Below are 26376 nucleotides of genomic sequence, written 5' to 3' on the forward strand. Positions count from 1 at the left end.
TTGTGGGGGTCGCTGCCGGCACCATTGCGGGTGTCACAGCGCTTGTGTCAATTTGGAGCAACGGAGCGAGCCCAGCGCATGCGCTGCAGCAGCGGTTCCTTCATGACGAGCTGGTGGTACAGGAAGGCCAGTGCATGCAGTGCGATGAGCAGTATCAGGGCTACCGCCGACACCTGGTGCACGCCGCTGAGCAGTTCCTTGGCGCCGTCCCAGCGCTCGGTGATCTTGGGCAGTTGCATGCCGAAAAAGCGTATCGGGTAGCCGGAAAACACCGAACCCAGAAAGCCCGACAGCGGCAGCACCAGCATCAGCAGGTACAGCAACCCATGCGCAGCACTGGCCGCCAGCTGCAGGTGGCGCGCCTGCGGCAAGGCGGCCACGCGCGGGCGCAGCAGTGCCCAGGTCAGGCGCAGCACGATGAGCAGGCCCAGCACCATGCCCCATGACTTGTGCACGTTGAACCAGGCCGCACGCAGGCCGCTGCTGTCCTTGGGCAGTCCGATCATCCACAGGCCCAGGGCGATCTGCCCCAGGATCAGCGCGGCCATGAGCCAGTGCAGGAGGACGGAAAAACGGTCGTAGCGGGACTGCTGCATGGAAGAAACCTCCTGTCGCTTGGGCCTGCTAACAGGCCCTAATCAAGTAGATCGGGCGGCAGCAGGTTCTTCTTGCGGTAGATGGTGTTGCGTGAAACACCGAGCGCCTTGGCCGCTGCCGACACATTGCCCTTGTGCAGCCGCAACATCTGTGCCATGGCGTTGATGGTCACGTCCTGCAGGCTTTGGTTGTCTTCGCCGGGGTCATCGGCGGCGGGGGCCGGCGGCGCGCCCACGCAGGGCACGAGCGGAGGTTCCTCCGCCGGCAGGGGAATGGCCACGGGACGCAGGGGCGCGCGCAGCTCGTCGAGGAAGTCGTCGGGCAGGTGCGCCAGACGGATGATGCCGTCGTCGTCCACCATCACGGTCGCCGTGCGCAGCAGGTTGTGTAGCTGGCGCACATTGCCGGGCCAGTGGTAGGCCTGCAGCAGTTCCATTACCTCGGGGGCGATGGCGATGTCCACGCCGCCATCGAGCGCGTGCAGCACCTTCTTCACCACGACCTCGAAGTCGCTGCGCTCGCGCAGCGCCGGCAGGCGCACGACCAGGCCGTTCAAGCGGTAGTACAGGTCCTCGCGGAAGTCGCCGCGCGCGATCAGCTCCTTGAGGTTCTTGTGCGTGGCGCTGATGACGGTGACATCGACCTCCACCTCCTTGCCGGCCCCCAGGGGACTCACCTTGCGTTCCTGCAGCACACGCAGCAGGCGCGCCTGCAGGTGCTTGGGCATGTCGCCGATTTCGTCGAGGAACAGCGTGCCGCCATGGGCCTGCTGGATCTTGCCCGGCGCGCCCTTCTTGCGCGCGCCGGTGAAGGCTCCCTCCTCGTAGCCGAAGAGCTCGGCCTCGATCAGCGTGTCGGGGATGGAGGCGCAGTTGACGGCCACGAAGGGCTGGCGTGCGCGGGCCGAGTCGTGGTGTATGGCCTGTGCCAGCAGGTCCTTGCCGGTGCCGGTCTCGCCCAGGATCATCACGGGAATGTCGCGGTCGACCACCTTGCGCAGCTTGGCGATGACGCCCGACAGCTGCGCATCGCCCGTGTCCAGGTATTGCAGGGACGACAGCTGTGTCGTGCGCGCCGCATTGCCGTTGCCGCAGCTGCTGCGCGCCGCCGGCGTGCCGCTGTCGGCCAGTGGCGAGACGATGGGTGTGGCCCAGGGGCCGGAGGGCTTAACCTCGGTGCGGCACCAGACCGTGACGCCGTTGTGCAGGCACAGCTGGCGCGGTGCCGCGTTGGGACTGCCGAAAAGCTCGAACAAGGCCGATATCGGCAGGTTGAAGAGCGAGGGGAAGGTGTGCGCCTGCAGGCCGCCGAACGACATGCCGAGCTGGAACTGCGCGCTGCGGTTGGCCGAGACGAAACGTCCCTCGGGTGTGAAGGCCGCGATGCCCTCGACCAGCGTGCCCAGGAATTCAGGGCGGGAATGGAAATGCACGCGCACGGCCTTTGGGAAGCTGCTCGCGAACATGTGGTTCTCGATCATCTGCGCCGACATGCGCACCAGCGCCAGCGTGTGCTGGTGGTAGCTGCGGTGGTCGCCGGACACGTCCAGCGCGCCGACGATCTGCCCGTAGGGGTCGAGAATTGGCGCGCACGAGCAGGTCAGCGCATGGTTGGCGTTCATGTAGTGCTGGTCGCCGTGCACCGTGACGGCGTGCTGCGTCGCGAGGGCCGTGCCGACGGCGTTCGTGCCTCTGGTCTGTTCGCTCCAGTCCATGCCCGGCACCAGGGCCACGCGGTCGGCTTTCTCCAGGAAGTCGTTGTCGCCCATGGAGTGCAGCACCATGCCCTGGGCCGAGGTCAGCAGCACCATGCTGTGGGTGTTGGCGATCTGGCCGTACAGCGTTTCCATGACCGGCACGGCATGCTGGAAGAGAAAGCGGTTTTCCTCCAGGGCCCCCTTCAGGTGGCTGGCCGCCAGGCCCGAATAATCGGGCCGGTCGTCCGACGCGATGCCGAAGGCCTTGGAGCGCAGGTGTGCCTGGTCGATCAGTGCGACGGCATCCTGCTCAGGCGCCACATTGGCTTGCCCGACCAGCCTGGTTTCCATTTTGTCTCCTGACCCCGGGACATCTGTTGGCCCGGAAGCTTTGTTGTATCGCACTGTTCGCCAGGCATGCGCGCAGGCATTTGCATTGGCATGGCCGCAAATTGTCCTGGGCATGTGAATGCTTGACAACTGGCAATGTCCCCTATGGAAAGCAAGAAGTTTGCCAGTGGTGGGGTGGCGCCATGGCTGCGCGGCCCTGCCCTTGCGGAGGGTGTCGTCTCTGCGGCCCTTGTCGATACAAGGAAAAATAGCCTCCAGCCCTTGTGTAAAAAGCGCTGGAGACTATGAAAAAGAGAGCCGTAACCGCGATCGGGATGGGTCAGAACTGGTAGCCCAGGCTCATGCCCGCCATCCATTGCCGCCCGGGCGCGGCCTCGTAGTAGCGGCCATTGCCCTCGTTCACGATGACGGAGCCGACGTATTTCTTGTCGGCCAGGTTGTCGATGCGCGCGAAGGCATTGAGCTTCCATGGGCCCCACTGCCGGGTGTAGCCCGTGCTGAGGGCCAGCACGCCGTAGCCCGGGGCCTGGGCGCTGTTGCTGTCGTTGGCGGCAATGGCGCTGACGTGCCGCCAGTCGGCGCCTATGCGCCAGTCGTCGTGGGGGCGCCAGTCCAGTCCGATGGCGGCCTGGGTGCGGGCCGTGCCGGCAATGCGCTTGCCCGCGGGCACGCAGCTGCCCTTGCTGTCGCAGATGCCGTCGCGCAGCTTGGCGTCCAGCACGGTGAGCGCCGCATTGAGCTGCCACTGGCGCGCCAGCTGCAGCTGGGTGGCCAGTTCCGCACCCTGGCGGCGCGTGCGCCCGGCATTGCGGTAGGTGGCGCGCCCGCCGGTGTTGTCGGCGGCGACGATTTCGTTCTTGGTGTCGGTGTGGAACAGCGCCGCCGTCCATTGGCCGCGCAGCACATCGCCGGCGATGCGCTGGCGCAGGCCGATCTCGGCGCTGGTGGAGGTGGCGGGTTGCAGGCCGAAGTTCAGGCCAGGCAGGCCGCCGGGGCGGTAGGAGATCTCGTTGAACGTGGGCGTTTCCATGCCGCCGCCGACCGAGGCATAGACCTGGGTGGCGGCATTCAGCGCATGCTGCAGCGACAGCATGGGCAGCCAGCGCCGGAAGCGCGTGCTGCCGCTGTCGTCGCCATTGCCGGGGACGATGTAATGGTCGCGCGAGACGAACTTCACATTGCTCCAGCGCAGGCCGGCATCGAGCTTCCAGCGCGGTGCAAAGGCCCAGCTGGCCTGCAGGTAGGGGTCGGCGTTGTTCAGCGTGTTGCGCTCGTCGCGGCGCAGCGCGCCCATCACCCCCAGCTGCTTGCCCAGGAAGTTGTTGTAGCCCTGGCGGTCTTCCTCCACCACGTTGGCGGCCAGGCCCAGCACCAGGTTCAGGGGGGCATCCGCGAGCTGCGCGTCATGCGCCCAGCGCAGATCCATGCCGCCGTAGTCGCGACCCAGGTCGATCACGCCGCCGGCGCTGGTGGCGGGTTTTTGCGCGGCCACCGGGGTGGACTGGTACTGGGTGATGTGGCGCTGGCCGGCATAGACCATGAGGCGCAGCGCGTTGGCGGCGTCCACACGGAAGTCGTAGGCCAGGCCGACCTGGGTCTGGCGCATGTTCTTGCGCGTGTTGAAGTCCAGCGGCCCCTGCGCGGTGGCGCGCGGGTTGGCCCGCCAGTCGGCCGGGGTGACGCCGCCGGGGTCCTGCGCATCCACGTTCACATGGTTGGCCACCAGCATCAGGTGGCTGCTGTCGCCGGGGTCCGTGTCCAGGCGGGCGTTGAACTGGTTCTTGTCGGCTGCGCTCTGGGGGCGAAAGCCATCGGTCAGGAAGCGGCTGGCGCTGACCACGTAGCCCACGCCGCCCTGCTCGCCCTGGGCCTTGAGGCCCAGGCGCTTCTGCCCATTGCTGCCCATGGCGAAGCTGCTGTCCACGCGCGGGCGACCCTCGCCGCGCTCGGTGTAGGCGTTGATGACACCACCCGAGGCATTGCCGTACAGCGCGGAGTAGGGCCCGCGCAGCACCTCGATGCGTTCGACCGACTGCAGGTCGATGTTGCTGGTCTGGCCCTGGCCGTCGGGCATGGTGGAGGGGATGCCATCCACAAAGATCTGCACGCCGCGCACGCCGAACGTGGAGCGCGCGCCGTGGCCGCGTATCGACAGCTGCAGGTCCTGCGCGTAGTTCTGGCGGTTCTGCAGCAGCAGCCCGGGTGTGCCGGACAAGCCTTCGGACAGGTTGACTTGCCACTGGCGGTCCCGCAGCCGGTCGCCATCGACGATGGTGACTGCGGCCGGCGTGTAGTCCAGGGGCGACTGCACCAGCGTGCTGCGCACGGTGACATCGGGCAGGGCAGGGGGCGCCGCGGCACCGGTTTGGGCGGCAGCACCCTGGGCCAGCGCCATCAGGCTGGCCACGGTGGACAGGCGCAGGGGCCAGCCGGCGCAGAGGCAGAGACGGACGACATGCATGGAAGATCCCTCGCTTTATTGCGATGAACGAGAAGCAGGACTGCAATCGTCCCCCCACGCCCTGCCAAGAAAAACCCGGCCCTCAGCGACGGGCTGGGGCCGGGTGGCGGACGGTTTAGAAGAAGCCAGCGCCTTTGGGTTGTAACTTACCGGCAGGTTCTTGGTTGGCTGGTAGTTCGACAGCGCCTGCTTGCGGTTCTCGCGGCCGATGCCCGACTTCTTGTAGCCGTCGAAGGCCGGGCGCGCGGGGTACAGGTGGTCGGCCTGCGCGGCGTGGGCGACGGCCGGCGCCACCCACTTGCCGCCGATGAAGTTGTCGTACTTCTGGCGATAGGGATGCGCAAGGTCGAGGTTGAAGCGCTCGGGGTCGAACATGTCCATTTGAGTTTCCTGGAGGTGGGCCGCAGTGGATGGTTCGGCTGTTCGGGGAGTAATCAAGCTTCGTGCCAACCCGTTTGCCTGGGGGTGGATGGGTTTCCTGTCACAACCCATCGCCCGGGTGTTCCAGATTGGGTCAGTGGTGTGCAGGTTTGTGACGCCGCCGCGGGAGGCGGGCTCTGAGAGCCTGTTCACGATCTCCCAGGGGTCGCGCAGCGGTCTTTGCGCGATGGGATGCAAGGCGCGGTGTGCAGTGGATAGCCCGGCTATCCACAAGCGCCGCAACGCCGCAGACCGCCCGCAAAGACCACTGCCCGATGGGTTGGAGCGAAATCGGGCGACAAGGCCGCCCCGGCCGCTTGCATGGGCACAAGCCCATGCGGCGCACCCGAAGCATCCACTCATCCCGATTGCGCTCCAACGCGATCCCCTGCGAGATCGTGAACAGGCTCTTAGAGCCTTGATCCGGCGCAAGACGGAGCGGCCGGCCGCTACGGTTGCCGGTTGCCGAGCCGCGCGGCCTGCTGCCGGAACTCGGTGGGCGATGCGCCCGTCCAGCCCTTGAAGGCGCGCATGAAGCTCTTCTCGCTGGCAAAGCCCACCGCCTCGGCCACCTGTTTGATGGGGCGGTTGGAGCGGTGCAGCAGTTCGATGGCGCGGCGCTTGCGCACCTCGTCCTTGAGAGCCTGCAGCGACGTGCCTTCCTCCTGCAGCTGGCGGTGCAGGGTGCGCGTGGAGACATGCAGCTGGCTGGCCACCGTGGTGGCGTTGTGCGCGGTGTCGGGCGCGCTGGCCAGCAGCTGGCGCACGCTCTGTACCAGCAGGCGGTCGCGCCGGTACTGGTGCACGATGAGCGGCAACGCGTTCTGCAGCATGTGCTGCATGGCTGCCTCGTCACGGGCGAGCGGCAGCGCCAGGTAGCGCGCGTCGAAATGTACGGTCGCGTGCGACGCGCCGAAATGCGTGGGGCCGCTGAACAGCACGGCGTAGGCGGGGGCATGTGCCGGCGCGGGGAATGGGAATTCGGCCGCCAGCACGGGCAGGCGCGAGTCGATGAACCAGCTGCACACGCCCAGCGCGTTGCGCAGCGTGGTCACCAGGCAGAACTCACGCAGGTCGCCCAGGTCGCGGTGCTCGTGAATGGCCAGTCGGGCGCGGTTGCCCTCGGTATCCAGGCGCAGCACGATGTCATTGGTCAGCAGCGCATGGTGGCGGCACCAGCGCGCCAGCGCCAGGCCCAGCGTGGGTGCACTCAGCGAGGCGCGCGCCAGCAGTCCGTAGCTGCCCCAGGGCAGGCGACGCGAGAACCAGCCCAGCGCCTCGTCGTCCAGCTCGCGCATGGCACCGGCGGACAGCAGCTCCATCTGCCTGGCGGTGATGCGGTCTGTGGGGTCGGCGGCTTGTTCTGGCGTGATTTGCGCCTGGGCCAGCACCGCTGCCGGGTCCATGCCACGCACTGCGTAGGCGCGCACGATGGCTTGCACGAAAGCCATGGGCGTGGCAGCCGTCGAGGTACGTGCGTGGGGCGGTCTGGAGGCGGCGCTGGACATGGGTAAAGTTTGTCTCTGTGTGGCGTGATTTGCAACCATTCTGACCCACGGCGGTCACTCCGGCGACAGCACGCGGCGTATGCTGTGGGTCGATGTCAGCGGTGGGTTCCCCCTGCCGGCAGCCAGGAGACGACACATGGACCTCGCCAACCCGGCGGCCGCGCCCAGTCACGCGCGCGGCGCCACCGACAGCCCCTTGATCGAGCAGACGCTGGGCGACTTCTTTGCCACCATGGCAGGGCGCCAGCCCACGCGGGAGGCGTTGGTCAGCCGCCACCAGGGCCTGCGTTACACCTACGCCGAGCTGCACCAGGCGGCGCGCCAACTGGCCAGTGCGTTGCTGGGCCTGGGGCTGGACAAGGGTGACCGCGTCGGCATCTGGTCGCACAACAACGCCGAATGGGTGCTCATGCAGCTGGCCACGGCGCAGGTGGGTCTGATCCTTGTGAACATCAACCCGGCCTATCGAACGGTCGAGGTGGAGTACGCGCTGAACAAGGTGGATTGCAAGGCGCTGGTCACCATGCCCAGCTTCAAGACCAGCGACTATCTGGGCATGTTGCGTGAGCTGGCCCCCGAGCTGTCGCTGTGCCGGCCGGGCCTGCTGGCCGCCAAGCGTCTGCCCACGCTGCGCACGGTGGTGTGGATCGATGTGGCAGGGCTGGGCGAGGAGCAGCCCGGCATGCTGCGTTTTTCAGCACTGATGGCACGCGGCAATGCGGGCGACGCACGTATCGATGCCATTGGCGCCGCGCTGAAGAACACTGACCCGATCAACATCCAGTTCACCAGCGGCACCACGGGGTTTCCCAAGGGCGCTACGCTGACGCACCGCAACATCCTGAACAACGGTTTCTTCATCGGCGAGTGCATGAAGCTCACGCCCGCCGACCGGCTGTGCATTCCCGTGCCGCTGTACCACTGCTTTGGCATGGTGCTGGGCAACCTGGCCTGCATCACGCATGGCAGCACCATCGTCTATCCGAGCGACGGCTTCGACCCTTTGCTGGTGCTGGAGACGGTACAGGCCGAGCGCTGCACCGGCCTGCATGGCGTGCCCACCATGTTCATCGCCGAGCTGGACCATCCGCGCTTTGCCGAGTTCGACCTGTCCAGCCTGCGCACCGGCATCATGGCCGGCAGCCCCTGCCCGATCGAGGTCATGAAGCGCGTGCAGGCCGACATGCACATGTCCGAGGTCACCATTGCCTATGGCATGACCGAGACCAGCCCCGTGAGCTGCCAGAGCGACGCCGACACGCCTTTGGAAAAGCGCGTGTCCACCGTGGGCCGCGTGCAGTCGCACCTGGAGGTGAAGATCGTCGATCCCGAGACCGGCGCTGTCGTGCCGCGCGGTGAGCGCGGCGAGCTGTGCACCAAGGGCTATTCGGTGATGCATGGCTACTGGGGCGACGAGGCCAAGACCCGTGAGGCCATCGACGAAGGCGGCTGGATGCACACGGGCGACCTGGCCACGATGGACGCCGAGGGCTACGTGAACATCGTTGGCCGCATCAAGGACATGGTGATCCGCGGCGGCGAGAACCTGTACCCGCGCGAGATCGAGGAATTTTTGTACCGCCACCCGCAGGTGCAGGACGTGCAGGTGGTGGGCGTGCCCGACGAAAAATACGGCGAGGAGCTGTGCGCCTGGATCATCGCCAAGCCCGGCACCCGCCCCACCGAGGACGACATCCGCGCCTTCTGCAAGGGCCAGATCGCGCATTACAAGGTGCCGCGCTACATCCGTTTCGTCACCGGCTTTCCGATGACAGTGACCGGCAAGATCCAGAAATTCAAAATCCGAGACACCATGAAGGACGAGCTCGGTTTACAGGAAGGCAAAACCGCATGATTCTCGAATCCCAACTCAATCCGCGCTCGGCCGATTTCCAGGCCAATGCCGCCGCCATGCACGCCTTCGTCGATGACCTGCGTGCCCAGCTCGACAAGGTCGCCCAGGGTGGCGGTGACGCCGCGCGCGCCAAGCATGTGGCCCGGGGCAAGCTGCTGCCGCGCGAGCGTGTGCAGATGCTGCTGGACCCGGGCACGCCGTTCCTCGAACTGGCGCCGCTGGCAGCGCTCAACATGTACAACAACGACGCCCCCGGCGCGGGTCTGATCGCGGGCATCGGCCGTGTGAGTGGCGTGGACTGCATGATCGTGTGCAACGACGCCACGGTGAAGGGCGGCACCTACTACCCGCTCACCGTCAAGAAGCACCTGCGCGCGCAGGAAGTGGCGCAGCAGAACCACCTGCCCTGCATCTACCTGGTGGATTCGGGCGGAGCCAACCTGCCCAACCAGGACGAGGTCTTCCCGGATCGCGACCACTTCGGCCGCATCTTCTTCAACCAGGCCAACATGAGCGCCATGGGCATCTCGCAGATTGCGGTGGTCATGGGCAGCTGCACGGCCGGTGGCGCCTACGTACCCGCCATGAGCGACGAGTCCATCATCGTGAAGAACCAGGGCACCATCTTCCTGGGCGGCCCGCCGCTGGTGAAGGCCGCCACGGGCGAGGTGGTGAGCGCCGAAGACCTGGGCGGCGGCGACGTGCACACGCGCCTGTCGGGCGTGGCCGACCATCTGGCGCAAAACGACATGCATGCATTGCAGCTGGCGCGCAACGCCGTGCAAAACCTGAATAAGAACAAGGCTCCAGCACCTGCCGATAAAGCGCCAGTGGCTCCTGTATTTGCAGCAGAAGAACTGTATGGCGTGATCCCCGTGGACACGCGCAAGCCCTTCGATGTGCGTGAGATCATTGCCCGCATCGTCGATGGCAGCGAGTTCGATGAGTTCAAGGCGCGCTACGGCACCACGCTGGTCACAGGCTTTGCGCGCATCGAGGGCATGGCGGTCGGCATCATCGCCAACAACGGCATTCTGTTCAGCGAGTCGGCCCTGAAGGCCACGCATTTCATCGAACTGTGCTGCCAGCGCAAGATCCCGCTGGTGTTTTTGCAGAACATCACCGGCTTCATGGTCGGCCGCAAGTACGAGAACGAAGGCATCGCCCGCAACGGCGCCAAGATGGTCACGGCCGTGGCCACGGCCAGCGTGCCCAAGTTCACCATCATCATCGGCGGCAGCTTTGGCGCGGGCAACTACGGCATGTGCGGCCGGGCGTACTCGCCCCGCTTCCTGTGGATGTGGCCCAACGCGCGCATCAGCGTGATGGGTGGCGAGCAGGCGGCCGGCGTGCTGGCCACCGTCAAGCGCGACGGCATCGAGGGCAAGGGGGGGCAGTGGAGCATGGAGGAAGAAGAAGCCTTCAAGGCCCCCATCCGCCGCCAGTACGAAGACCAGGGCCATCCCTACTACGCCACGGCCCGCCTGTGGGACGACGGCGTGATCGACCCCGCCGACACGCGCCGCGTGCTGGCGCTGGGCCTTGCGGCCACGCGCAATGCGCCGATCGAGGATACGAAGTTCGGCCTGTTCCGCATGTAAGCCGGAGGCAATACCAATGTCTGCCCTTTCTATCCGCTACGACGGCTACCGCGCCACCATCACCCTGACCCAGCCCGAGGTGCGCAACGCTTTCAGCGACGAGGTGATCGCCGAAATCACTGCCGCCTTCACCGAGGTGGGCGCACGCGCTGACGTGCGCGCCGTGGTGCTGGCCGCCGAGGGCCCGGCCTTTTGCGCCGGTGCCAACCTCAACTGGATGCGCCGCATGGCCGACTACACGCGTGACGAGAACATTGCCGACGCGGGCAAGCTCGCAGAAATGCTGCGCGTGATCTACGAGTGCCCCAAGCCCACGATCGCGCGCGTGCAGGGCGATGTGTATGCCGGCGGCATGGGCCTGGTGGCCGCCTGCGACATGGCGGTAGCGGTGGACACGGCGGGCTTTTGCCTCAGCGAGGTGAAGCTGGGCCTCATCCCGGCCACCATCAGCCCCTATGTGATCCGCGCCATGGGTGCACGCGCGGCGCACCGCTACTTCCTCACGGCCGAACGCTTTGGCGCTGCCGAGGCGCTGCGCATCGGCTTTGTGCACGAGGTGGTGGCGCTTGATCAGCTCGATGCCAAGGTGGACGAACTGCTCAAGGCCTTGACCAGCGCCAGCCCCCATGCCGTGCGCGTGTGCAAGCAGCTCGTCATGGAGGTGGCCGAGCGCGAAATCAACGCCAGCCTGATCGCCGCCACGGTGGAAGGCATTGCCGACATTCGCGCAAGCGACGAGGGCAAGGAGGGCGTGCAGTCGTTCCTCCACAAGCGCAAGCCATCCTGGCTGCTTGCCTGAATTGCCCGTACCGAGCGACCACCATCATGGACACCCTCTGGCTCCACATCGTGCAGTGGCTCCACACGCTGGGGCTGCATGTCGATGGCGGTACCGCGCGGGCCGTGGGCGACGCGGCGGCCACGGCCACTGCGCGGCTCGACATGCCCAGCCTGCTGGCGCTCGCCGCCGCGCTGGGCTGGGCCAGCGGGTTCCGGTTGTATGCCGTGGTGTTCCTGGTCGGCATGATGGGTCTGCTGGGCTGGATGCCCCTGCCGCCCGGTCTGGCCATGCTGCAGCACCCGGTGGTGCTGATGGTCAGCGGCTTCATGCTGCTGGTGGAGTTCTTTGCCGACAAGGTGCCCTGGCTGGACAGTGCCTGGGACGCTGTGCACGCCTTCATCCGCGTGCCCGCGGGGGCGGCACTGGCCTTTGGTGTGTTTGGCGCCGACAACGCCACCATGGCGATTGCGGCGGGGCTGCTGGGCGGCTCGCTCTCGGCCACGGCGCTGGCCACCAAGATGACCACGCGCGCGGCGGCCAACACCTCGCCCGAGCCTTTTTCCAACTGGGGCTTGTCGTTCTTTGAAGACGGCCTGGTGGTGGCCGTGGTGTGGCTGGCCACGCAGTACCCGGTGGCGTTCGGCATCGCGCTGGTGGTGATGGTGATCGCTTCGGTGCTGCTGCTGGTGGTGCTGTTCAAGTTTCTGCACGCCGTGGTGCGGCGCCTTTCCTCTTTCTTTTCTGGCTCAGCCAAGGTGGCTTAAACATGTTCAACAAGATCCTCATTGCAAACCGTGGCGAGATTGCCTGCCGAGTTGCCGCCACCGCCCGCCGCCTGGGTGTGAAAACCGTGGCGGTGTATTCCGATGCCGACGCTAGCGCCAAGCATGTGGCCGCCTGCGACGAGGCAGTGCACATTGGTGGCAGCGCGCCCAAGGAAAGCTACCTGCGCTGGGAAGTCATTCTGGCGGCCGCCAAAGCCACTGGTGCGCAAGCCATCCACCCCGGTTACGGCTTCCTGAGCGAGAACGAAAACTTCGCCCAGGCCTGCGCCGATGCCGGCCTGGTCTTCATCGGCCCGCCTGCCAGCGCCATCAATGCCATGGGCCTGAAGGCCGAGTCCAAACGCCTGATGGAGCAGGCCCAGGTGCCCCTGGTGCCCGGCTACCACGGCGCCAGCCAGGACCGCGCCCTGCTGCAGGCCGAGGCCGACCGCATTGGCTACCCCGTGCTCATCAAGGCCAGCGCCGGTGGCGGTGGCAAGGGCATGCGTGCGGTGGACAAGGCCGAGGACTTTGCGGCGGCGCTCGACTCCTGCAAGCGCGAAGCCATCAACAGCTTTGGCGACGATGCGGTGCTGATCGAGAAATACGTGCAGCGCCCGCGCCACATCGAAATTCAGGTGTTTGGCGACACGCATGGCAATTGCGTTTATTTGTTCGAGCGCGACTGCTCGGTGCAGCGCCGCCACCAGAAGGTGCTGGAAGAAGCGCCCGCCCCCGGCATGACCGCCGAATTGCGCGCCCGCATGGGCGAAGCCGCCGTGGCCGCCGCGCGCGCCGTGCACTACGTGGGCGCGGGCACGGTGGAGTTCATCGTCGAGCAACCCGGCGGCTACGAGCACCCCGAGCAGATGAAGTTCTACTTCATGGAAATGAACACCCGCCTGCAGGTGGAGCACCCGGTGACCGAGGCGATCACCGGCCTGGACCTGGTGGAGTGGCAGCTGCGCGTCGCGTCCGGCGAACCCCTGCCGCTGCAGCAAGACCAGTTGCGCATCACTGGCCACGCCATCGAGGCGCGCATCTGCGCCGAGAACCCTGACAACCAGTTCCTGCCCGCTACGGGCACGCTCCACGTGTACCGCAAGCCGGCGCACAGCAGCTTTGCGCGCGCCGATGTGCGTGTGGACGACGGTGTGCGCGAGGGCGACACCATCAGCCCGTTCTACGACTCCATGGTGGCCAAGCTCATCGTGCACGGCGACACGCGCGAACAGGCGCTGGCGCGGCTCGATGAGGCCCTGGCGCAGACCCACATCGTGGGCCTGGCGACCAATGTGCAGTTCCTGCGCCGCGTGGCGCGCACCGCGTCGTTTGCCAAGGCCCAGCTCGACACCGCGCTCATCCCGCGCGAGCAGGCCGTGCTGTTCCACCAGGAGCCCGTCGGCCTGCCGCTGGCCGCTGCGGCTGCCGTGGTGCAAACCCTGCTGCGCGAGCGCGCCAGCGAAGGCGTGGACCCGTTCAGCCGCCGCGATGGTTTCCACACGCACGGCGTGGTGCAGCGCCGCTTTGAGTTCGAGTTTGGTGGCGAGCACGCCAAGGCCTGGCTGACCTATGAGCGTGGCGGCCGCCTGCATCTGGCCGTGGGCGAAGGCGCTGCGCAGGTGGCGGGCCCGCTGGCGTTCAATGCCGGCGCGCAAGGCGTAGAGCTGCAATTTGCCGGCCAGCGCACGCGCGCCGCCGTGTATGCGCAGGGCGAGGTGGACCATGTCTTCACCCCGCTGGGCGCCACGCAGATCACCGCCATCGACCTGCTAGCCCATTCGGGCGAGGCAGCGGCCGAGGGCGGGCGCCTCACGGCCCCCATGCCCGGCAAGGTGGTGTCGTTTGCCGTGCAGGCGGGCGATGCCGTGACGAAGGGCCAGCCGCTGGCGGTGATGGAAGCCATGAAGATGGAGCACACCATCGCGGCACCCGCCGATGGCGTGGTGCAGGAGCTGCTGTACGCACCCGGCGACCAGGTGACCGAAGGGGCAGAGCTGCTCAAGCTGGTGGTGGCCGAGAAGGCGTAAGCCCCATCGGGGCACCCCGTGCGTGACAGCGCGCAGGGTGCAATGCCGTTACCCTTGGGCGCCATGAAAATCACCTTTTGCTGTACCGATACCAAGGCCGAGCCCTGGCTTCAGGGGCTGGCCGCCGCGCTGCCCGGCGCTGACATCTCCGTGTGGCAACCTGGCGCGCCGCAGGCCGACTACGCCGTGGTCTGGGCGCCGCCCCAGCAGTTCATGGACGAGCAGACGGGCCTCAAAGCGCTGTTCAACATCGGCGCGGGCGTGGATGCCCTGCTCAAGCTGCGCCTGCCTCCTGATGCGCTGGTGGTGCGCCTGGACGACGCGGGCATGGCCGTGCAGATGGCCGAGTATGTGTGCCACGCGGTCATCCGCCATTTCCGCGAGTTCGACGGCTACGAGGCCGACACCCAGGCGGGCCGCTGGGGCTATCGCAAGCCCCGCCTGCGCAGCGATTTTCCCGTCGGCGTGATGGGCCTGGGCGTGCTGGGCGAGCGCGTGGCCAAGGCGCTGGCGCAGTTTGACTTTCCGATCAACGGCTGGAGCCGCAGCCCGAAGGCCATCGAGGGTGTGCGGGCCTTCACGGGCGCTGAGCAGTTCAACGATTTTCTGGCCGCCAGCCGCGTGTTGGTCAACCTCCTGCCCCTCACGCCCGACACCACCGACGTGATCAACAAGGACACGCTGGCCCGGCTGCAGCCCGGCGCCTACGTCATCAACGTGGCGCGCGGAGCGCATCTGGTGGACGAGGATTTGCTGGCCGCCATCGACAGCGGCCAGGTGGCGGGCGCCACGCTGGATGTGTTCCGCACCGAGCCGCTGCCCGCCGGCCACCCGTTCTGGACGCACCCCCGCATCACCGTCACGCCGCACACCTCGGCGCGCACATTGCGCGATGAAAGCATCGCCCAGATCGCGTGCAAGATGGCGGCGCTGGAGCGGGGCGAGGCCGTGGCAGGCATTGTCAACCCCGCGCGCGGCTACTGAGCCAGGGCACCCCGCCGCGCGGTTTTCAATCCACCGTCACGCCTGCATCGCGCACCAGCTTGCCCAGGCGCTGCGCGTCGGCCTTGATCAGCGCGCCAAAGTCTGCCGCCGCGCCCCCCACCACGGGCGTGCCAATGGCTTCCCATTTGGCGCGGAATGCGGGCTCCTTGAAGATCGCATTGACCGTGGCATTGAGTTTGTCGATGGCGGCCTGCGGGGTGCCTGCGCGCACCGCAATGCCATGCCAGCCCGTGATCTGGTAACCTGCAATGCCGGCCTCGGCCATCGTGGGCACGTTGGGCAGCACCTTGGCACGCTCGCTCGATGTGACGGCCAGCGGGATCAGCTTGCCCGCCTGGATGTGGGGCAGCGAGCTGCCGACGATGTCGAACATCACATTCACCTGCCCGCCGATCAGGTCGTTGAGCGCCGGGCCTGCGCCCCGGTAGGGGATGTGTCCCATCTTCACGCCTGCCATGGTGTTGAACAGCTCGCCCGCCAGGTGCTGCGGTGTGCCGTTGCCGGCCGACGCAAAGCTCAGCACCGGCTTGCCCGCCTTGGCCAGCGCCAGAAATTCGGCCAGGGTTTTGACGCCCAGCGAGGGGTGCACTTCCAGCACCAGCGGAAAGGCCGACAGCTGGATCACTGGCGCCAGATCGGTCAGCGGGTTGAACGGCATGCTCGCGTAGAGCGAGGGGTTCACCGCCATCGGGCCGCTGGCGGCCAGCAGCAGCGTGTGGCCATCGGCCGGTGCCTGCTTGGCCACCTCGGCGCTGCCGGTGTTACCGCCGGCGCCGCCTTTGTTGTCCACCACCACGGGCACGCCCAGGCGGCTTTGCAGTTCGGGTTGCAGCATGCGGGCCATCAGGTCGGTGGGGCCGCCGGGCGGGTAGGGCACCACAAAGCGGATGGTCTTGCTCGGGAACGCGGTAGCGGCCGTCTGTGCGGCGGCCTGGCCCGCCAGGCCCAGGGCCAGGGGAATGCCCAAGGCTGCGTGCAGCACGGCGCGGCGCGTGGTGCGGGGTGTGGACGAAGAAATGGGGCGGTGGTGCATGTCTGTCTCCTGTGGGGATGGATAAAGCCCGTCTGCTGCGGGTTGATGTCGATGGCTGACGTGAAAGGGGGCTCTCAGGGCGCACCAAAGCGCTGCCGAATGTCGGCTGCGGAGGCCAGCGGGCGACCCAGTGCCTGAGCCGCTTCTACCGCCTGGCGCACCAGTGCGGCGTTGTCGGGCGCAACGCTGCCGTCCTTGCACAGCAGGTTGTTCTCAAACCCCACGCGGGCATGGCCCCCAAATACGGCGGCGGCGGCCACGCAGGCGTTTTCTGCGGCGCCAAAGGCGCACACGGCCCAGGGCTCGTTGCCGTCGTGGGCGTTCAGAAAGGGCAGCAGGTCGCGCGGGCTGGAGGTCTGCCCTGCGCTGTAGCGGCCCAGCACGAACAGCAGGAACCACGGCGCATCGGGCACCACGCCGCTGGCGCGCAAGGCCTGCCAGCGCCGCAGGTCGGCCACGTCGTACAGGATGACCTGCACCATGGTGCGGCGCTGGGCCAGGCCGGTGAAGAAGCGTTGCAGCCCGGCTTCGCCGATCTCGGGCTTGTCGATTTCGCGCAGGCCGATGGACACGGCCTCGGGCTGCAGGGCTTCAACCATGGCGATCTGCTCCGGGGCCTGGTAAACGCCCGCGGCTTCGCTGGTGATCTGGATGACCATGGCATCGCCCACGGCCTGGCGCACCACACGCTGGGCTTCTCGGTAGCCCTCCACATCGAGGCTGTGGCGGCCTTGGGCGTCGCGGATGTGCATGTGCAGCATGGCCGAGCCTGCGTCCAGGCAGGCCTTGGCACTGGTGGCCAGCGTGGCAGGCGTGATGGGCACGGCCGGGTGGTCGGCGGGCTGTTTGTAGGCGCCGTTGGGCGCCACGGTCACGATCAGCGGGTCGGCCCACTGGCTGGGGGTGGTTGGCGATGCACTCATGCGCGGGCTCCGGTGGTCGATGGGGTATCAGTGGGGGGCTCGATGGCGGGCAGCTCGCTGGCCAGCAGGGCCAGGCCCTGGCGCAGCAGCGCGTCGTAGCGCGTGCGCTCGGCCTGCTTGCGGTCCTCGGGCCAGTCAAAGAAGCCTTTGCCGGTCTTCATGCCCAGATGGCCCTGGGCCACCTTGTCGCGCAGCGCCTGGGCGGGCACGTCGGTGTTCGACAGCGTGGGGTACATGGTGGCGGCAGCAGCGGTGTGGATCTCGATGCCCGCGTGGTCGCGCTGCAGCACCGGCCCGGCCGCCAGGAAGCGAAAACCAAAGCCAAAGCGCACGGCGGCGTCCACGTCCTCCGGCGAGGCAATGCCTTCGTCGATGAGTGCAAAGGCCTCGCGCGAGAGCGCATGCTGCATGCGGTTGGCCAGAAAGCCCGGCTTGTCTTTCTTGACCAGCACCGGTACGCTGCCGCAGCCGCGCATGAAGGCATGCAGCCACTGGCCCAGCGCCGGGTCGCTGCGCTCGCCCAGCACCACCTCCACCAACGGCACCAGGTGGGCGGGCATGAAAAAGTGCAGGCCCAGCATGCGCTGCGCCGTGGCCAGCCCCTGGGCAATGGCGCTGATGGGAAAGCCCGAGCTGTTGCTTGCCAGCACGGCGTTGGGGGGCGCCACGGCTTCCAGCTCGGCAAACAGTTGCTGCTTGGCGGCCAGCTGCTCGGTGATGCATTCCACCACCAGCACCACGCCCGTCCAGTCCACCTCCTGCAGGCTGGCGCACACCTGCACCGGGCCGGCATGGGTGGTCTGGCCTGCAGCGGCCAGCTCCTGGGCAATGTGGGGCAGCAGATGGTCGCGGCGTGCAGCGTGGGGATCCACCACCGTCACCTGCGCGCCGCCCCGGGCCAGGACCACGGCCACATCGGCCCCCATGGTGCCTCCACCCACCACCACGGTGCGTGCCTTGCGCGGCGAACTGTTCTCCATCGTGTCTCCTTGTCGTTTTCAAGCTGCTCAAGCGGTATGCGAGCGTTCAGTTCAGTCTAGGCGGCCTGCATTGCGCGGTCCAGACGTCTTTTTCGATAGACTGATCGGCTATGAAGATTAATTGGTCTGCCCGCGAGGTGGATGTGTTCCTGTCGCTGGCCGAGACGCTGAGCTTTCGGCGCACGGCCTTGCAGATGCACCTGTCGCAGTCGGCCGTGTCGGGCACGGTGGCGCGGCTTGAAGCAATGCTGGACGTGCGCCTGTTCGAGCGCACCACGCGCACCGTGCAGCTCACGCTGGCGGGCGAGGTGTTTGCCGAGCAGGCGCGGTTTCTGCGCCACCAGATGGAGCAGACCGTGCGCCGCGTGCAGGAGGTGGCGCAGCTGCAGGTGGGCCGCATTGCGCTGGCGGCGCTGCCGTCGCTGGCAGCCGGAGCCGTGCCGCGCGCGTTTGCCCGGTTTGCGGCGCTGCACCCTGGCGTGCAGCTGGAGCTGTTCGACAGCCTGGCCGGCCCGGCGTTTGACATGGTGCGGGCCGGGCGGGTGGACTTTGCCCTCACCGCTGCCAACCCCGCCTATGCCGACCTGGACTACACCCCGCTGGTGTCCGACCGCTTCGTGCTGCTCATGGGGCGCGCGCACCCGCTGGCCCGGGGCCGCAGCGCCGTTGCGTGGGCGGACGTGGCGGAGCTGCCGCACATCTCCATGCCCGCAGGTACCAGCGTGCGGCAGTATGCGGAAGAGGCCTTGCTGACCCACCGCATCCGCTTTGCGCCGCGCTATGAGGTGGAGCACCTGGCCACCATCGCGGCCATGGTGGCGGCGGGACTGGGCGTGAGTGCGCTGCCCGAGCTGGCCGCCCAGGTGGTGCGCCGGCCCGAGGTGGTCACGCGCCCGCTCAAGGCACCCGTGCTGCACCGGCCCATCGGGCTGATCACGCTGCGCGGGCGCCCCTTGTCGCTGGCAGCGCAGGAGATGGTGGCCCTGCTGCGGCAAGAGGTGGAAGGCGCCGGCACGCCGGGCGGCTGATGGCACGTCCCGTGAGTGGTCTGGCAGGATATGGGGTGGCCCTGGCGGCGCGCACGCCGGACAATCAAGCCTCCACTGACCTCTTCACCTGGTAGCCCCCATGAGCATTCCTTCCCGCGTCCGCCTCATCGACGTTGGCCCCCGCGATGGCCTGCAGAACGAAAAGACCCCGGTGCCCGCCGCCGTGAAGATCGAGCTGGTGCACCGCCTGCAACAGGCGGGCCTGAAAGAGATCGAGGTCACCAGCTACGTGTCGCCCAAATGGGTGCCGCAGATGGCAGACAACCACGAGGTGATGAGCGGCATCACGCGCCAGAGGGGCGTGGCGTATTCGGTGCTCACGCCCAACCTCAAGGGCTTTGAGTCGGCGGTGCTGGACCGGCCCGACGAGATCGTGGTCTTCGGCTCGGCCAGCGAGGCCTTCAGCCAGCGCAACATCAACTGCAGCATCGCCGAGAGCATCGAGCGTTTTGCGCCCGTGGTGGAGGCCGCGCTGGCCGCCGGTATCCGCGTGCGCGGCGCCATGAGCTGCACCGTGGGCTGCCCCTACGAAGGCGATATTGCCCCCGAACGCGTGGCCTACCTGGCCGGCCTGCTCCAGGGCATTGGCGTGCAGCGCGTGGACGTGGCCGACACCATCGGCGTGGGCACGCCGCGCAAGGTGCAGAAGGCGCTGGAGGCCACGCTGCAGCACTTTGGCATCGACGAGGTGTCGGGCCACTTCCACGACACCTACGGCCAGGCACTGTCCAACACGCTGGCCGCGCTGGAGCTGGGCGTGTGGAACTTCCAGTCGTCCGTGGCCGGGCTGGGCGGCTGCCCCTATGCCAAGGGCGCCACCGGCAACGTGGCCACCGAAGACGTGGTCTACATGCTGCAAGGCATGGGCATCGAGACAGGCATCGACCTGGACCTGCTCATCGATGCAGGGGCCTACATCAGCGATTTTCTGGGCCGCAAGCCCAATTCGCGTGTGGCCGTGGCCCTGCTCACCCGGCGCAAGCACTGACGCGCCGGGGCGCATCCCCGCTCCAGGTTCTGAGAGCCTGTTCACGATCTCCCAGGGGTCGCGCAGCGGCCTTTGCGGGAGGGGGCGCAAGGCGCGGTGCGCAGTGGATAGCCCGGCTATCCACAAGCGCCGCAACGCCGCAGACCGCCCGCAAAGACCGCTGCCCCAAGGGTTGGAGCGAAATCGGGCGACAAGGCCGCCCCGGCTGCTTGCATGGGCACCAGCCCATGCGGCGCACCCGAAGCATCCACTCCTCCCGATTGCGCTCCAACGCGATCCCCTGCGAGATCGTCAACAGGTTCTCAGCTCGTCGCCTGGCTCCAGAAGGCATGTCCGCTGCCGGTCTGCTTGGCCTGGTACATGGCCTGGTCGGCGCAGCGTATCAGTTCGGTCAGTGTGCGGCCATCCTGCGGACTGCGGGCGATGCCCGTACTGGCACCCACGGTGAGTGCCTGGCCCTGGAAATCCACCGGCTGGCGCACCGCGCTGTCCACGCGGCGGGCCAGCACCTCCAACTGTTCGTCGGGCAAGGGATCTGCGAGCAGGACCACGAATTCGTCGCCCCCCAGCCGGGCCACGATGTCGTCGGCGCGGAACTGGGCCTGCAGGCGCGTGGCCACGGCGCGCAGCACTGCGTCGCCCGCATCGTGGCCGTGCGTGTCGTTGATCGGTTTGAAGCGGTCCAGATCGAGCAGCATCAGGGCGTGCGCAGCGCCATCGGCCAGCACCGGCGTTGCGCCGTGCGCCAGACCGGTGCGGTTGGCCAGGCCGGTCAGCGGGTCGGTGGCGGCGGCCTGTGCCAGGTGGGCGGCATGCAGGCGCAGCGCGGTCTGGGACGTGCGCAGGCCATTGATGCGCTGGCTCAGCGCGATGGCGAACACCACCAGCTCGGCCGCCACGCCGATCTGCAGGCCGTTGGCCAGCAGGAACGGTGCATCGATCACCCTCCAGTTGACCAGCACCACCCCCAGCACCGACAGGAACAGCAGCACCTGGCCACCCAGATACCACTGCGCGGGGATGAAGCCGCGCCGCAGGATGATGACGGCCGCCACCGTGGCGAGCAGGGCGCCCGCACTGGCGACGATCTCGTTGGCAGTCTGGGCGGCGTCGAACCGGCCCAGCAGACCCAGTACGGCCACCGATGCCGCCAGCAGGCCCCAGGTCAGCAACAAACGGTCCAGCCATGGCACCCGCCGCGTGTCGAGAAAGCTGCGCGCGAACAGCGCGCCGAACAGCAGCCACAGGCTGGGCAGCACCACGTGACCGCGCTCCTGCCACCAGGGCCAGTGGCCCCAGAGGTAGTGCGCCGCGTGGCCGTTGAAGCTGGCCAGCGTCAGCAGCGCAAAGGCGCACTGGCCGATGTAGAAGCCGTAGGTGGCGTCGCGGAAGATGCCTGCGAGCACGAGGTTGTAGACCAGCAGCGCGATCAGGATGCCGTAGCAGATGCCGTCGAACAGCCGCTTGTGCTGGCGCCACTGCAGGTATTCGGCGGTGTCCCAGACCGACAGGCCCAGGCTGGGGGCCGTTTCGCCCAGCAGCCGGACATAGACGGTGTACACGCCCGGGCCGGGCAGTTGCAGGCGCATCACATAGCGCTCGCTGCCCAGGGGCCGGGTGGCGAACGGCTGCGACAGGCCGGTGTGCACCGGCGGCGCCAGCGCCCGGCCGGTGGCGTCGAAGGGGCCATGAAAGCGCACGTCCTTGAGCGCCGTGGTCTGTGTGGCCAGCACCCAGTCGCCGGTTTCGGCGCGTTGCTCCAGCACCACCTTGAACCAGTGGGGCTGGGCGCTGTCGTCGTGCCGTTGCGTGGGCGGAGCGGGCTGAAAGCGGCTGGCGTGGGCGGGTTGCCGCACCTCGTCCAGTGTCAGCGTACCGCTGTCATCCGTGAGCCACAGCAGCTGGCCGGTCTCCTGCAGCGCCAGCCCTTGCGGGTGGTCATCCAGGACGATGGGCGCGGCCCCGGCCACGGCCAGCTTGGCAACGAGGAAGCACAGGAGCAGGCAGGCGCGGAGCAGCTTCATGGACAATGGAGGGAACAAGTTTCACACTGTAACCGTGTGTACGCTGCGTTCCGGCGGTGTGTGCCCTCTGGCTGCACCTGTCACGCGGCGCGCGCACTGCCTTGCCTGTCATGACCGATTTTCCTGAAAGCACCCAACGCGTGGCCGCCGCACTGCAGGCCGCGGGCCACCCCCACATGCCCCGCATGCTCGACGACGCCGCGCGCACCGCGCAGCAGGCGGCCGATGTGCTGGGCATTCTGGTGGGGCAGGTGGCCAAGAGCATCATCTTCCGGCGCAAGAGCGACGATGCGGCGGTGCTGGTCATCACCTCGGGCGACCGGCGCGTGGATGAGCAGAAGGTCGAGGCCCACGTGGGCAAGGTCGGCCGGGCGGATGCCGCGTTTGTGAAGGAGCGCACGGGCTTCTCGATTGGTGGCGTGTCGCCCATCGCGCATGCCACGCCGCCGGTCACGCTGATCGACCAGGACCTGCTGCGCTTTGACGTGGTGTGGGCGGCGGCCGGGCACCCGCACGGCGTGTTCCCCTTGCACCCCTCGGATCTGCAGCGCCTGACCGGCGCCCCGGTGGTGGACGTGGCCCAAGAGGTGGGGGCATGAGTACTGCAGAAGCAATAGCTGCTCGCGCACATCTGTTAAGCACTGCGGGCTATTTTGATGCGGGGTCCGAGGAGGTGGTCCCTTCGCCCTGCATTTCGGTGTGCCGCATGACCGAAGACCGCAGCCGTTGCGAAGGATGCTTTCGCACCATCCCCGAAATCCGCGCCTGGGCGCAGGCCGACAGCGCCGAGCGCCTGGCCATCTGGGCGCGGCTGGCGCAGCGCGCCGGCATCCCCTTTCCCCCGGAAGGCGTGGCCAAGGAGCTGCCATGAAGCACATCACGTTCTACCTGGACTTTGTCTCGCCCTACGCCTGGCTGGCCTTCGAGCGCCTGCCCGAGGTGCTGGAGGGCCTGAGCCACAGCGTGGAATACCGGCCCGTGCTGCTGGGCGCGCTGCTCCAGCAACATGGCAACCCGGGGCCGGCCGGCATTGTGCCCAAGCGCGCCTGGACCTACCGCCATGCCGTCTGGCTGGGCCATTCGATCGGCGTGCCGCTGGCGATGCCGGCGCGCCACCCGTTCAACCCGCTGCCGCTGCTGCGCCAGGCCCTGGCCTGCAGCGAGGACGGCCGCATCAACCGCTTTGTCACGGGCACCGTGTTTCGCCATGTCTGGCAGGGCGGGCACGAGGCGCTGGATGCACAGCGGCTCACGGAACTGGCGGCCGCGCTGGAGCCGCAGCGCAAGCCCGGTGATGACGACGGCGCACGCGCCAAGGCGCTGCTGCGCAGCAACACCGAGGCCGCCACCGCGCGCGGCGTGTTCGGCGTGCCGGCCTTCGAGGTCGATGGCAAGGTCTTCTGGGGCTATGACAGCCTGCCCATGCTGCGCGCCTGCCTCGAAGGCGACTGCTGGTTCGAGCGCGACTGGGACGCCGCTGCAAGCGTGGCGCAAGGCCTGCCGGGTTGAATGGAGTGGCCGTTCAACCGCACGGCCCACGCATCGCCCGACCATGCCCAATGCCTTCAACTTCAACGCCTCGCCCTTCGACTGCCTGAGCCTGGACGAGCAGCGCCTGGTGCGCGCCAGCGTGGACATCGCCTACTTCCCCGAGGGTGCCGTGGTGCTGGACGTGGGCGTGGCACCCACGCACCTGTTCGTGATCATCAAGGGCCATGTCACCCAGACCGAGGGCGACGAGGTGCTGGCCACCTACGGCCCGGACGACTGCTTTGACGGCTGTGGCCTGATGACCGGGCGCGTGGGCAGCCGCTTTGTGGCCGCCGAGGAGGTGGTGGCCTACCAGCTCGCGCGCGCGGCGGTCAACGAACTCATCGCGCGCAACACCACCTTTGGCGCGCTGCTGTTTTCCGACCTGGGCCAGAAGCTCAGCGCACTGGCGCAGCGGGCCGACCAGCACGAGCGCCAGTCGCTCACCCTGGCGCGCGTGGACCAGGCCTTCCTGCGCCCGGCGCACACCGTGGATGCCGCCACCGACATCGTCTCGGTGGTGCGGCTGTTCCAGTCCCAGCGCACCACCAGCGTGCTGGTCACGGGCCTGCCCGGCGGGGCGCTGGGCATCTTCACCAACACCAGCCTGCAGCGCGCCATCCTCGATGGCCGCCCACTGGCCCAGCTGGCGGTGGGTGCGCTGGCCAGCAGCCCGGTGGTCACCGTGCGGCCATCGGACCCGCTGGGCGATGCCATGGCCCTCATGCTGCGCCGCCGCGTGCACCGTCTGGTGGTGGTGGAGGACGACGGCCAGGTGCGCGGCATCCTGGAGGCGCTGGACCTGTTCAGCTTCCTGGCCAACCACTCGCACCTGATCACGGTGCAGATCGAGCATGCACAGGACCTGCCGGCGCTGGCGCAGGCGGCGGCGCAGATCACGCGGCTGATCGCGGCGCTGTACCGTGGCGGCACGCGCATCGGCCTGATGGCCCGGCTGGTGCAGCAGCTCAACGCCCGGCTGTTCGAGCGCGCCTGGCACATGGTGGCGCCAGCCGACCTGGTGGCCAACAGCTGCCTGTTCGTCATGGGCAGCGAGGGGCGCGGCGAGCAGCTGCTCAAGACCGACCAGGACAACGGCCTGGTGCTGCGCGACGGCTACACCGCGCCGCCCGGCCTCGACGCCATCTGCCAGCGCTTTTCCGAGGTGCTGGCCAGCTTCGGCTACCCCGAGTGCCCCGGCCGCATCATGGTCAGCAACCCCGACTGGCGCGGCACGGTCAGTGCCTTCAGCCAGCGCGTGCGCCAGTGGCTGCTGCAGCCCGAGGGCGACAGCCTGATGCAGCTGGCCATCTTCCTGGATGCGCATGCGGTGGCGGGCGATGCCACGCTGCTGGCCACCGTGCGTGAGCGCGTGATGGCGCTGGCCACCGACAACGATGCCATGCTGGCCCGCTTTGCCGCGGCGGTGGACAACTTCGGTGGCCCCGCCGGATGGTGGAGCCGCCTGTTCGGCCTGAGCGACGAAGGCCGTGCCATCAGCCTCAAGAAAGCGGGCATCTTCCCCATCGTGCACGGCGTGCGCAGCCTGGCCCTGGCCCGGCGCGTGGCCGCCACCGGTACGGCCGAGCGCATCGCCGCGCTGGCGGAGGCCGGCGTGATCGACGCGGCGCTGGGCGATGCGCTGGTGCAGAGCCTGCACTTCCTGATGGGCCTGCGCCTGCAGGCCGGCCTGGCCGAGCTCGACACCGGGCGCCCGGTCACCGGCAACGTCGATCCCGAGCGCCTGAGCAGCCTGGAGCGCGACCTGCTCAAGGACGCGCTGGCGGTGGTCAAGCGCTTCAAGCTGTTGCTGCACCAGCGCCTGAAGCTGGACGTGCTGTGAACCCGTTCGCACGCTTGCGGCGCGCCTGGTTGCAGTACCACCTGGCCGACCCGGCCTATGCCTTCCTGTTCGATCCGCCACCGCCCGATGAGTGGGTGGCGCTGGACTGCGAAACCACGGGGCTGAACCGGCGCAGCGATGAAATCATCGCCATCGGCGCCGTGCGCATCGCCGGCAACCGCATCCTGACCAGCGAGCGGCTGGAGCTGCTGGTGCGCCCCGATAAAGGCGTGCCGGCCGACAGCGTGCGCATCCACCGCCTGCGCAGTGCCGACGTGGCCCAGGGCCTGCCCCTCCAGGAGGCCCTGCACCGGCTGCTGCACTTCATCGGCAGCCGGCCCCTGGTGGGTTACTTTCTCGAATTCGACGTGGCCATGCTCAACCGCGCCCTGTGGCCCCTGTTGGGCATGGGCCTGCCGCAGCCCAAGATCGAGGTGTCGGCGCTGTACTACGAGCACAAGTTCCGGCAGCTGCCGCCCTACCAGCAGCAGGCCAACGCCGACATCGACCTGCGTTTTGCAACGTTGATGGACGATCTGGGATTGCCCCGGCGCGATGCGCACGACGCGCTCAATGATGCGGTGATGGCGGCGTTGGCTTTCATCAAGCTGCGGCAGTTGCGTGGGGGGTGAGTCGATTTTGGCGATATGGCGTTGTTTGGCGTATTTGCCTATGGCGCTTATGTATCAAGCGCGGGTAGCTATTGTTTTTGACAGCAGATTTTTCCCCGGCCGTTCGGGCTGAGCTTGTCGAAGCCTTGGCTTGTTCGTGGGTTTTGGCGGGGTGCTTGTGTTGAGTGCGGGGGCCGGGTCTCGCCCCGGCGGGCGCCTCACTTTCTTTTGCTTCGCCAAAAGAAAGTGAGCAAAGAAAAGGCGACCCTGCTGTCTGCGACGGGTTTTTGGGGTCAGAGCCCCAATTCACCGAGCCTACGGCTCGC

General features: G+C 67.8%; 22 protein-coding genes. 13 read left to right on the top strand and 9 right to left on the bottom strand.

Features of this window, described 5'->3' with window-relative positions; translation table 11 throughout:
• Positions 1 to 47: 47 nt before the first annotated feature.
• From AC1RDS_RS19335 to AC1RDS_RS19355, 5 genes are all read right to left on the bottom strand, one after another.
• On the bottom strand, positions 48 to 596 hold the full coding sequence (locus AC1RDS_RS19335) for a cytochrome b (RefSeq protein ID WP_287879414.1): 549 nt from the start codon (positions 594 to 596) through the stop codon (positions 48 to 50).
• Between the two features lie 38 nt (positions 597 to 634).
• Entirely contained in the window at positions 635 to 2644 is a 2010-nt protein-coding gene (locus AC1RDS_RS19340; RefSeq protein ID WP_287879417.1) for a sigma-54-dependent Fis family transcriptional regulator, read from the bottom strand.
• Positions 2645 to 2963: 319 nt separating this feature from the next.
• The gene (locus tag AC1RDS_RS19345) at positions 2964 to 5039 is read right to left on the bottom strand and encodes a TonB-dependent receptor domain-containing protein (RefSeq protein ID WP_425285671.1); all 2076 of its coding nucleotides are present in this window, start codon (positions 5037 to 5039) and stop codon (positions 2964 to 2966) included.
• An 81-nt stretch (positions 5040 to 5120) separates the two neighbouring features.
• The gene (locus tag AC1RDS_RS19350) at positions 5121 to 5486 is read right to left on the bottom strand and encodes a hypothetical protein (RefSeq protein ID WP_092700362.1); all 366 of its coding nucleotides are present in this window, start codon (positions 5484 to 5486) and stop codon (positions 5121 to 5123) included.
• 488 nt (positions 5487 to 5974) lie between these two features.
• Positions 5975 to 7033 (bottom strand): AraC family transcriptional regulator, encoded by a 1059-nt coding sequence (locus AC1RDS_RS19355; RefSeq protein WP_348682548.1) that lies wholly within the window; start codon positions 7031 to 7033, stop codon positions 5975 to 5977.
• 136 nt (positions 7034 to 7169) lie between these two features.
• Here AC1RDS_RS19355 and AC1RDS_RS19360 point away from each other — a divergent pair, with 136 nt between their 5' ends.
• From AC1RDS_RS19360 to AC1RDS_RS19385, 6 genes are all read left to right on the top strand, one after another.
• A complete protein-coding gene (locus AC1RDS_RS19360) occupies positions 7170 to 8888 on the top strand; it encodes an AMP-binding protein (protein ID WP_287880076.1) in 1719 nt (572 codons plus the stop codon).
• Complete coding sequence (locus tag AC1RDS_RS19365; protein WP_092700371.1) at positions 8885 to 10489, top strand: carboxyl transferase domain-containing protein; 1605 nt, start codon at positions 8885 to 8887, stop codon at positions 10487 to 10489. Before AC1RDS_RS19360 ends, AC1RDS_RS19365 begins: the two co-directional genes overlap by 4 nt.
• Positions 10490 to 10505: 16 nt before the next feature.
• Positions 10506 to 11288: an enoyl-CoA hydratase/isomerase family protein gene (locus tag AC1RDS_RS19370; RefSeq protein WP_092700375.1), complete on the top strand. Its 783-nt coding sequence runs from the start codon at positions 10506 to 10508 to the stop codon at positions 11286 to 11288.
• Positions 11289 to 11314: 26 nt separating this feature from the next.
• On the top strand, positions 11315 to 12034 hold the full coding sequence (locus AC1RDS_RS19375) for a DUF4126 domain-containing protein (RefSeq protein WP_092700378.1): 720 nt from the start codon (positions 11315 to 11317) through the stop codon (positions 12032 to 12034).
• Positions 12035 to 12036: 2 nt separating this feature from the next.
• On the top strand, positions 12037 to 14064 hold the full coding sequence (locus AC1RDS_RS19380) for an acetyl-CoA carboxylase biotin carboxylase subunit (RefSeq protein ID WP_092700381.1): 2028 nt from the start codon (positions 12037 to 12039) through the stop codon (positions 14062 to 14064).
• A 63-nt stretch (positions 14065 to 14127) separates the two neighbouring features.
• On the top strand, positions 14128 to 15048 hold the full coding sequence (locus AC1RDS_RS19385) for a 2-hydroxyacid dehydrogenase (protein ID WP_092700384.1): 921 nt from the start codon (positions 14128 to 14130) through the stop codon (positions 15046 to 15048).
• Positions 15049 to 15073: 25 nt separating this feature from the next.
• Here the strand turns inward: AC1RDS_RS19385 and AC1RDS_RS19390 are convergent, their stop codons facing one another.
• From AC1RDS_RS19390 to AC1RDS_RS19400, 3 genes are all read right to left on the bottom strand, one after another.
• A complete protein-coding gene (locus AC1RDS_RS19390) occupies positions 15074 to 16102 on the bottom strand; it encodes a Bug family tripartite tricarboxylate transporter substrate binding protein (RefSeq protein WP_287880087.1) in 1029 nt (342 codons plus the stop codon).
• 74 nt (positions 16103 to 16176) lie between these two features.
• Positions 16177 to 17025: a beta-keto acid cleavage family enzyme gene (locus AC1RDS_RS19395; protein WP_287880090.1), complete on the bottom strand. Its 849-nt coding sequence runs from the start codon at positions 17023 to 17025 to the stop codon at positions 16177 to 16179.
• Positions 17022 to 18005 (bottom strand): 3-hydroxyacyl-CoA dehydrogenase family protein, encoded by a 984-nt coding sequence (locus AC1RDS_RS19400; protein WP_092701508.1) that lies wholly within the window; start codon positions 18003 to 18005, stop codon positions 17022 to 17024. Before AC1RDS_RS19400 ends, AC1RDS_RS19395 begins: the two co-directional genes overlap by 4 nt.
• A gap of 110 nt (positions 18006 to 18115) precedes the next feature.
• On the opposite strand from AC1RDS_RS19400, the gene AC1RDS_RS19405 reads away from it, so the two are divergent.
• Positions 18116 to 19033 (top strand): LysR family transcriptional regulator, encoded by a 918-nt coding sequence (locus tag AC1RDS_RS19405; protein WP_092701511.1) that lies wholly within the window; start codon positions 18116 to 18118, stop codon positions 19031 to 19033.
• 100 nt (positions 19034 to 19133) lie between these two features.
• Entirely contained in the window at positions 19134 to 20042 is a 909-nt protein-coding gene (locus AC1RDS_RS19410; protein WP_092701514.1) for a hydroxymethylglutaryl-CoA lyase, read from the top strand.
• A 302-nt stretch (positions 20043 to 20344) separates the two neighbouring features.
• Here AC1RDS_RS19410 and AC1RDS_RS19415 read toward each other — a convergent pair whose 3' ends face one another.
• Positions 20345 to 22066, bottom strand: a complete 1722-nt coding sequence (locus AC1RDS_RS19415; protein WP_348682756.1) for a diguanylate cyclase domain-containing protein — start codon at positions 22064 to 22066, stop codon at positions 20345 to 20347.
• 110 nt (positions 22067 to 22176) lie between these two features.
• On the opposite strand from AC1RDS_RS19415, the gene AC1RDS_RS19420 reads away from it, so the two are divergent.
• The 5 genes from AC1RDS_RS19420 to AC1RDS_RS19440 are packed head-to-tail and all read left to right on the top strand — an operon-like array spanning position 22177 to position 26071.
• Positions 22177 to 22665: a YbaK/EbsC family protein gene (locus tag AC1RDS_RS19420; RefSeq protein ID WP_092701520.1), complete on the top strand. Its 489-nt coding sequence runs from the start codon at positions 22177 to 22179 to the stop codon at positions 22663 to 22665.
• Positions 22662 to 22937, top strand: a complete 276-nt coding sequence (locus AC1RDS_RS19425) for a DUF1289 domain-containing protein (protein ID WP_092701523.1) — start codon at positions 22662 to 22664, stop codon at positions 22935 to 22937. The genes AC1RDS_RS19420 and AC1RDS_RS19425 overlap by 4 nt, the downstream gene beginning before the upstream one ends.
• Positions 22934 to 23575 carry a 2-hydroxychromene-2-carboxylate isomerase gene (locus AC1RDS_RS19430; RefSeq protein WP_287880101.1) on the top strand — a complete coding sequence of 214 codons (642 nt, stop codon included), beginning with the start codon at positions 22934 to 22936 and terminating at the stop codon, positions 23573 to 23575. Before AC1RDS_RS19425 ends, AC1RDS_RS19430 begins: the two co-directional genes overlap by 4 nt.
• A gap of 43 nt (positions 23576 to 23618) precedes the next feature.
• Positions 23619 to 25439 carry a DUF294 nucleotidyltransferase-like domain-containing protein gene (locus tag AC1RDS_RS19435; RefSeq protein WP_348682757.1) on the top strand — a complete coding sequence of 607 codons (1821 nt, stop codon included), beginning with the start codon at positions 23619 to 23621 and terminating at the stop codon, positions 25437 to 25439.
• A complete protein-coding gene (locus AC1RDS_RS19440; RefSeq protein WP_287880105.1) occupies positions 25436 to 26071 on the top strand; it encodes a 3'-5' exonuclease in 636 nt (211 codons plus the stop codon). The genes AC1RDS_RS19435 and AC1RDS_RS19440 overlap by 4 nt, the downstream gene beginning before the upstream one ends.
• The last annotated feature ends 305 nt before the right edge of the window (positions 26072 to 26376 follow it).

This window comes from Acidovorax sp. GW823-FHT02H02, assembly GCF_058797075.1.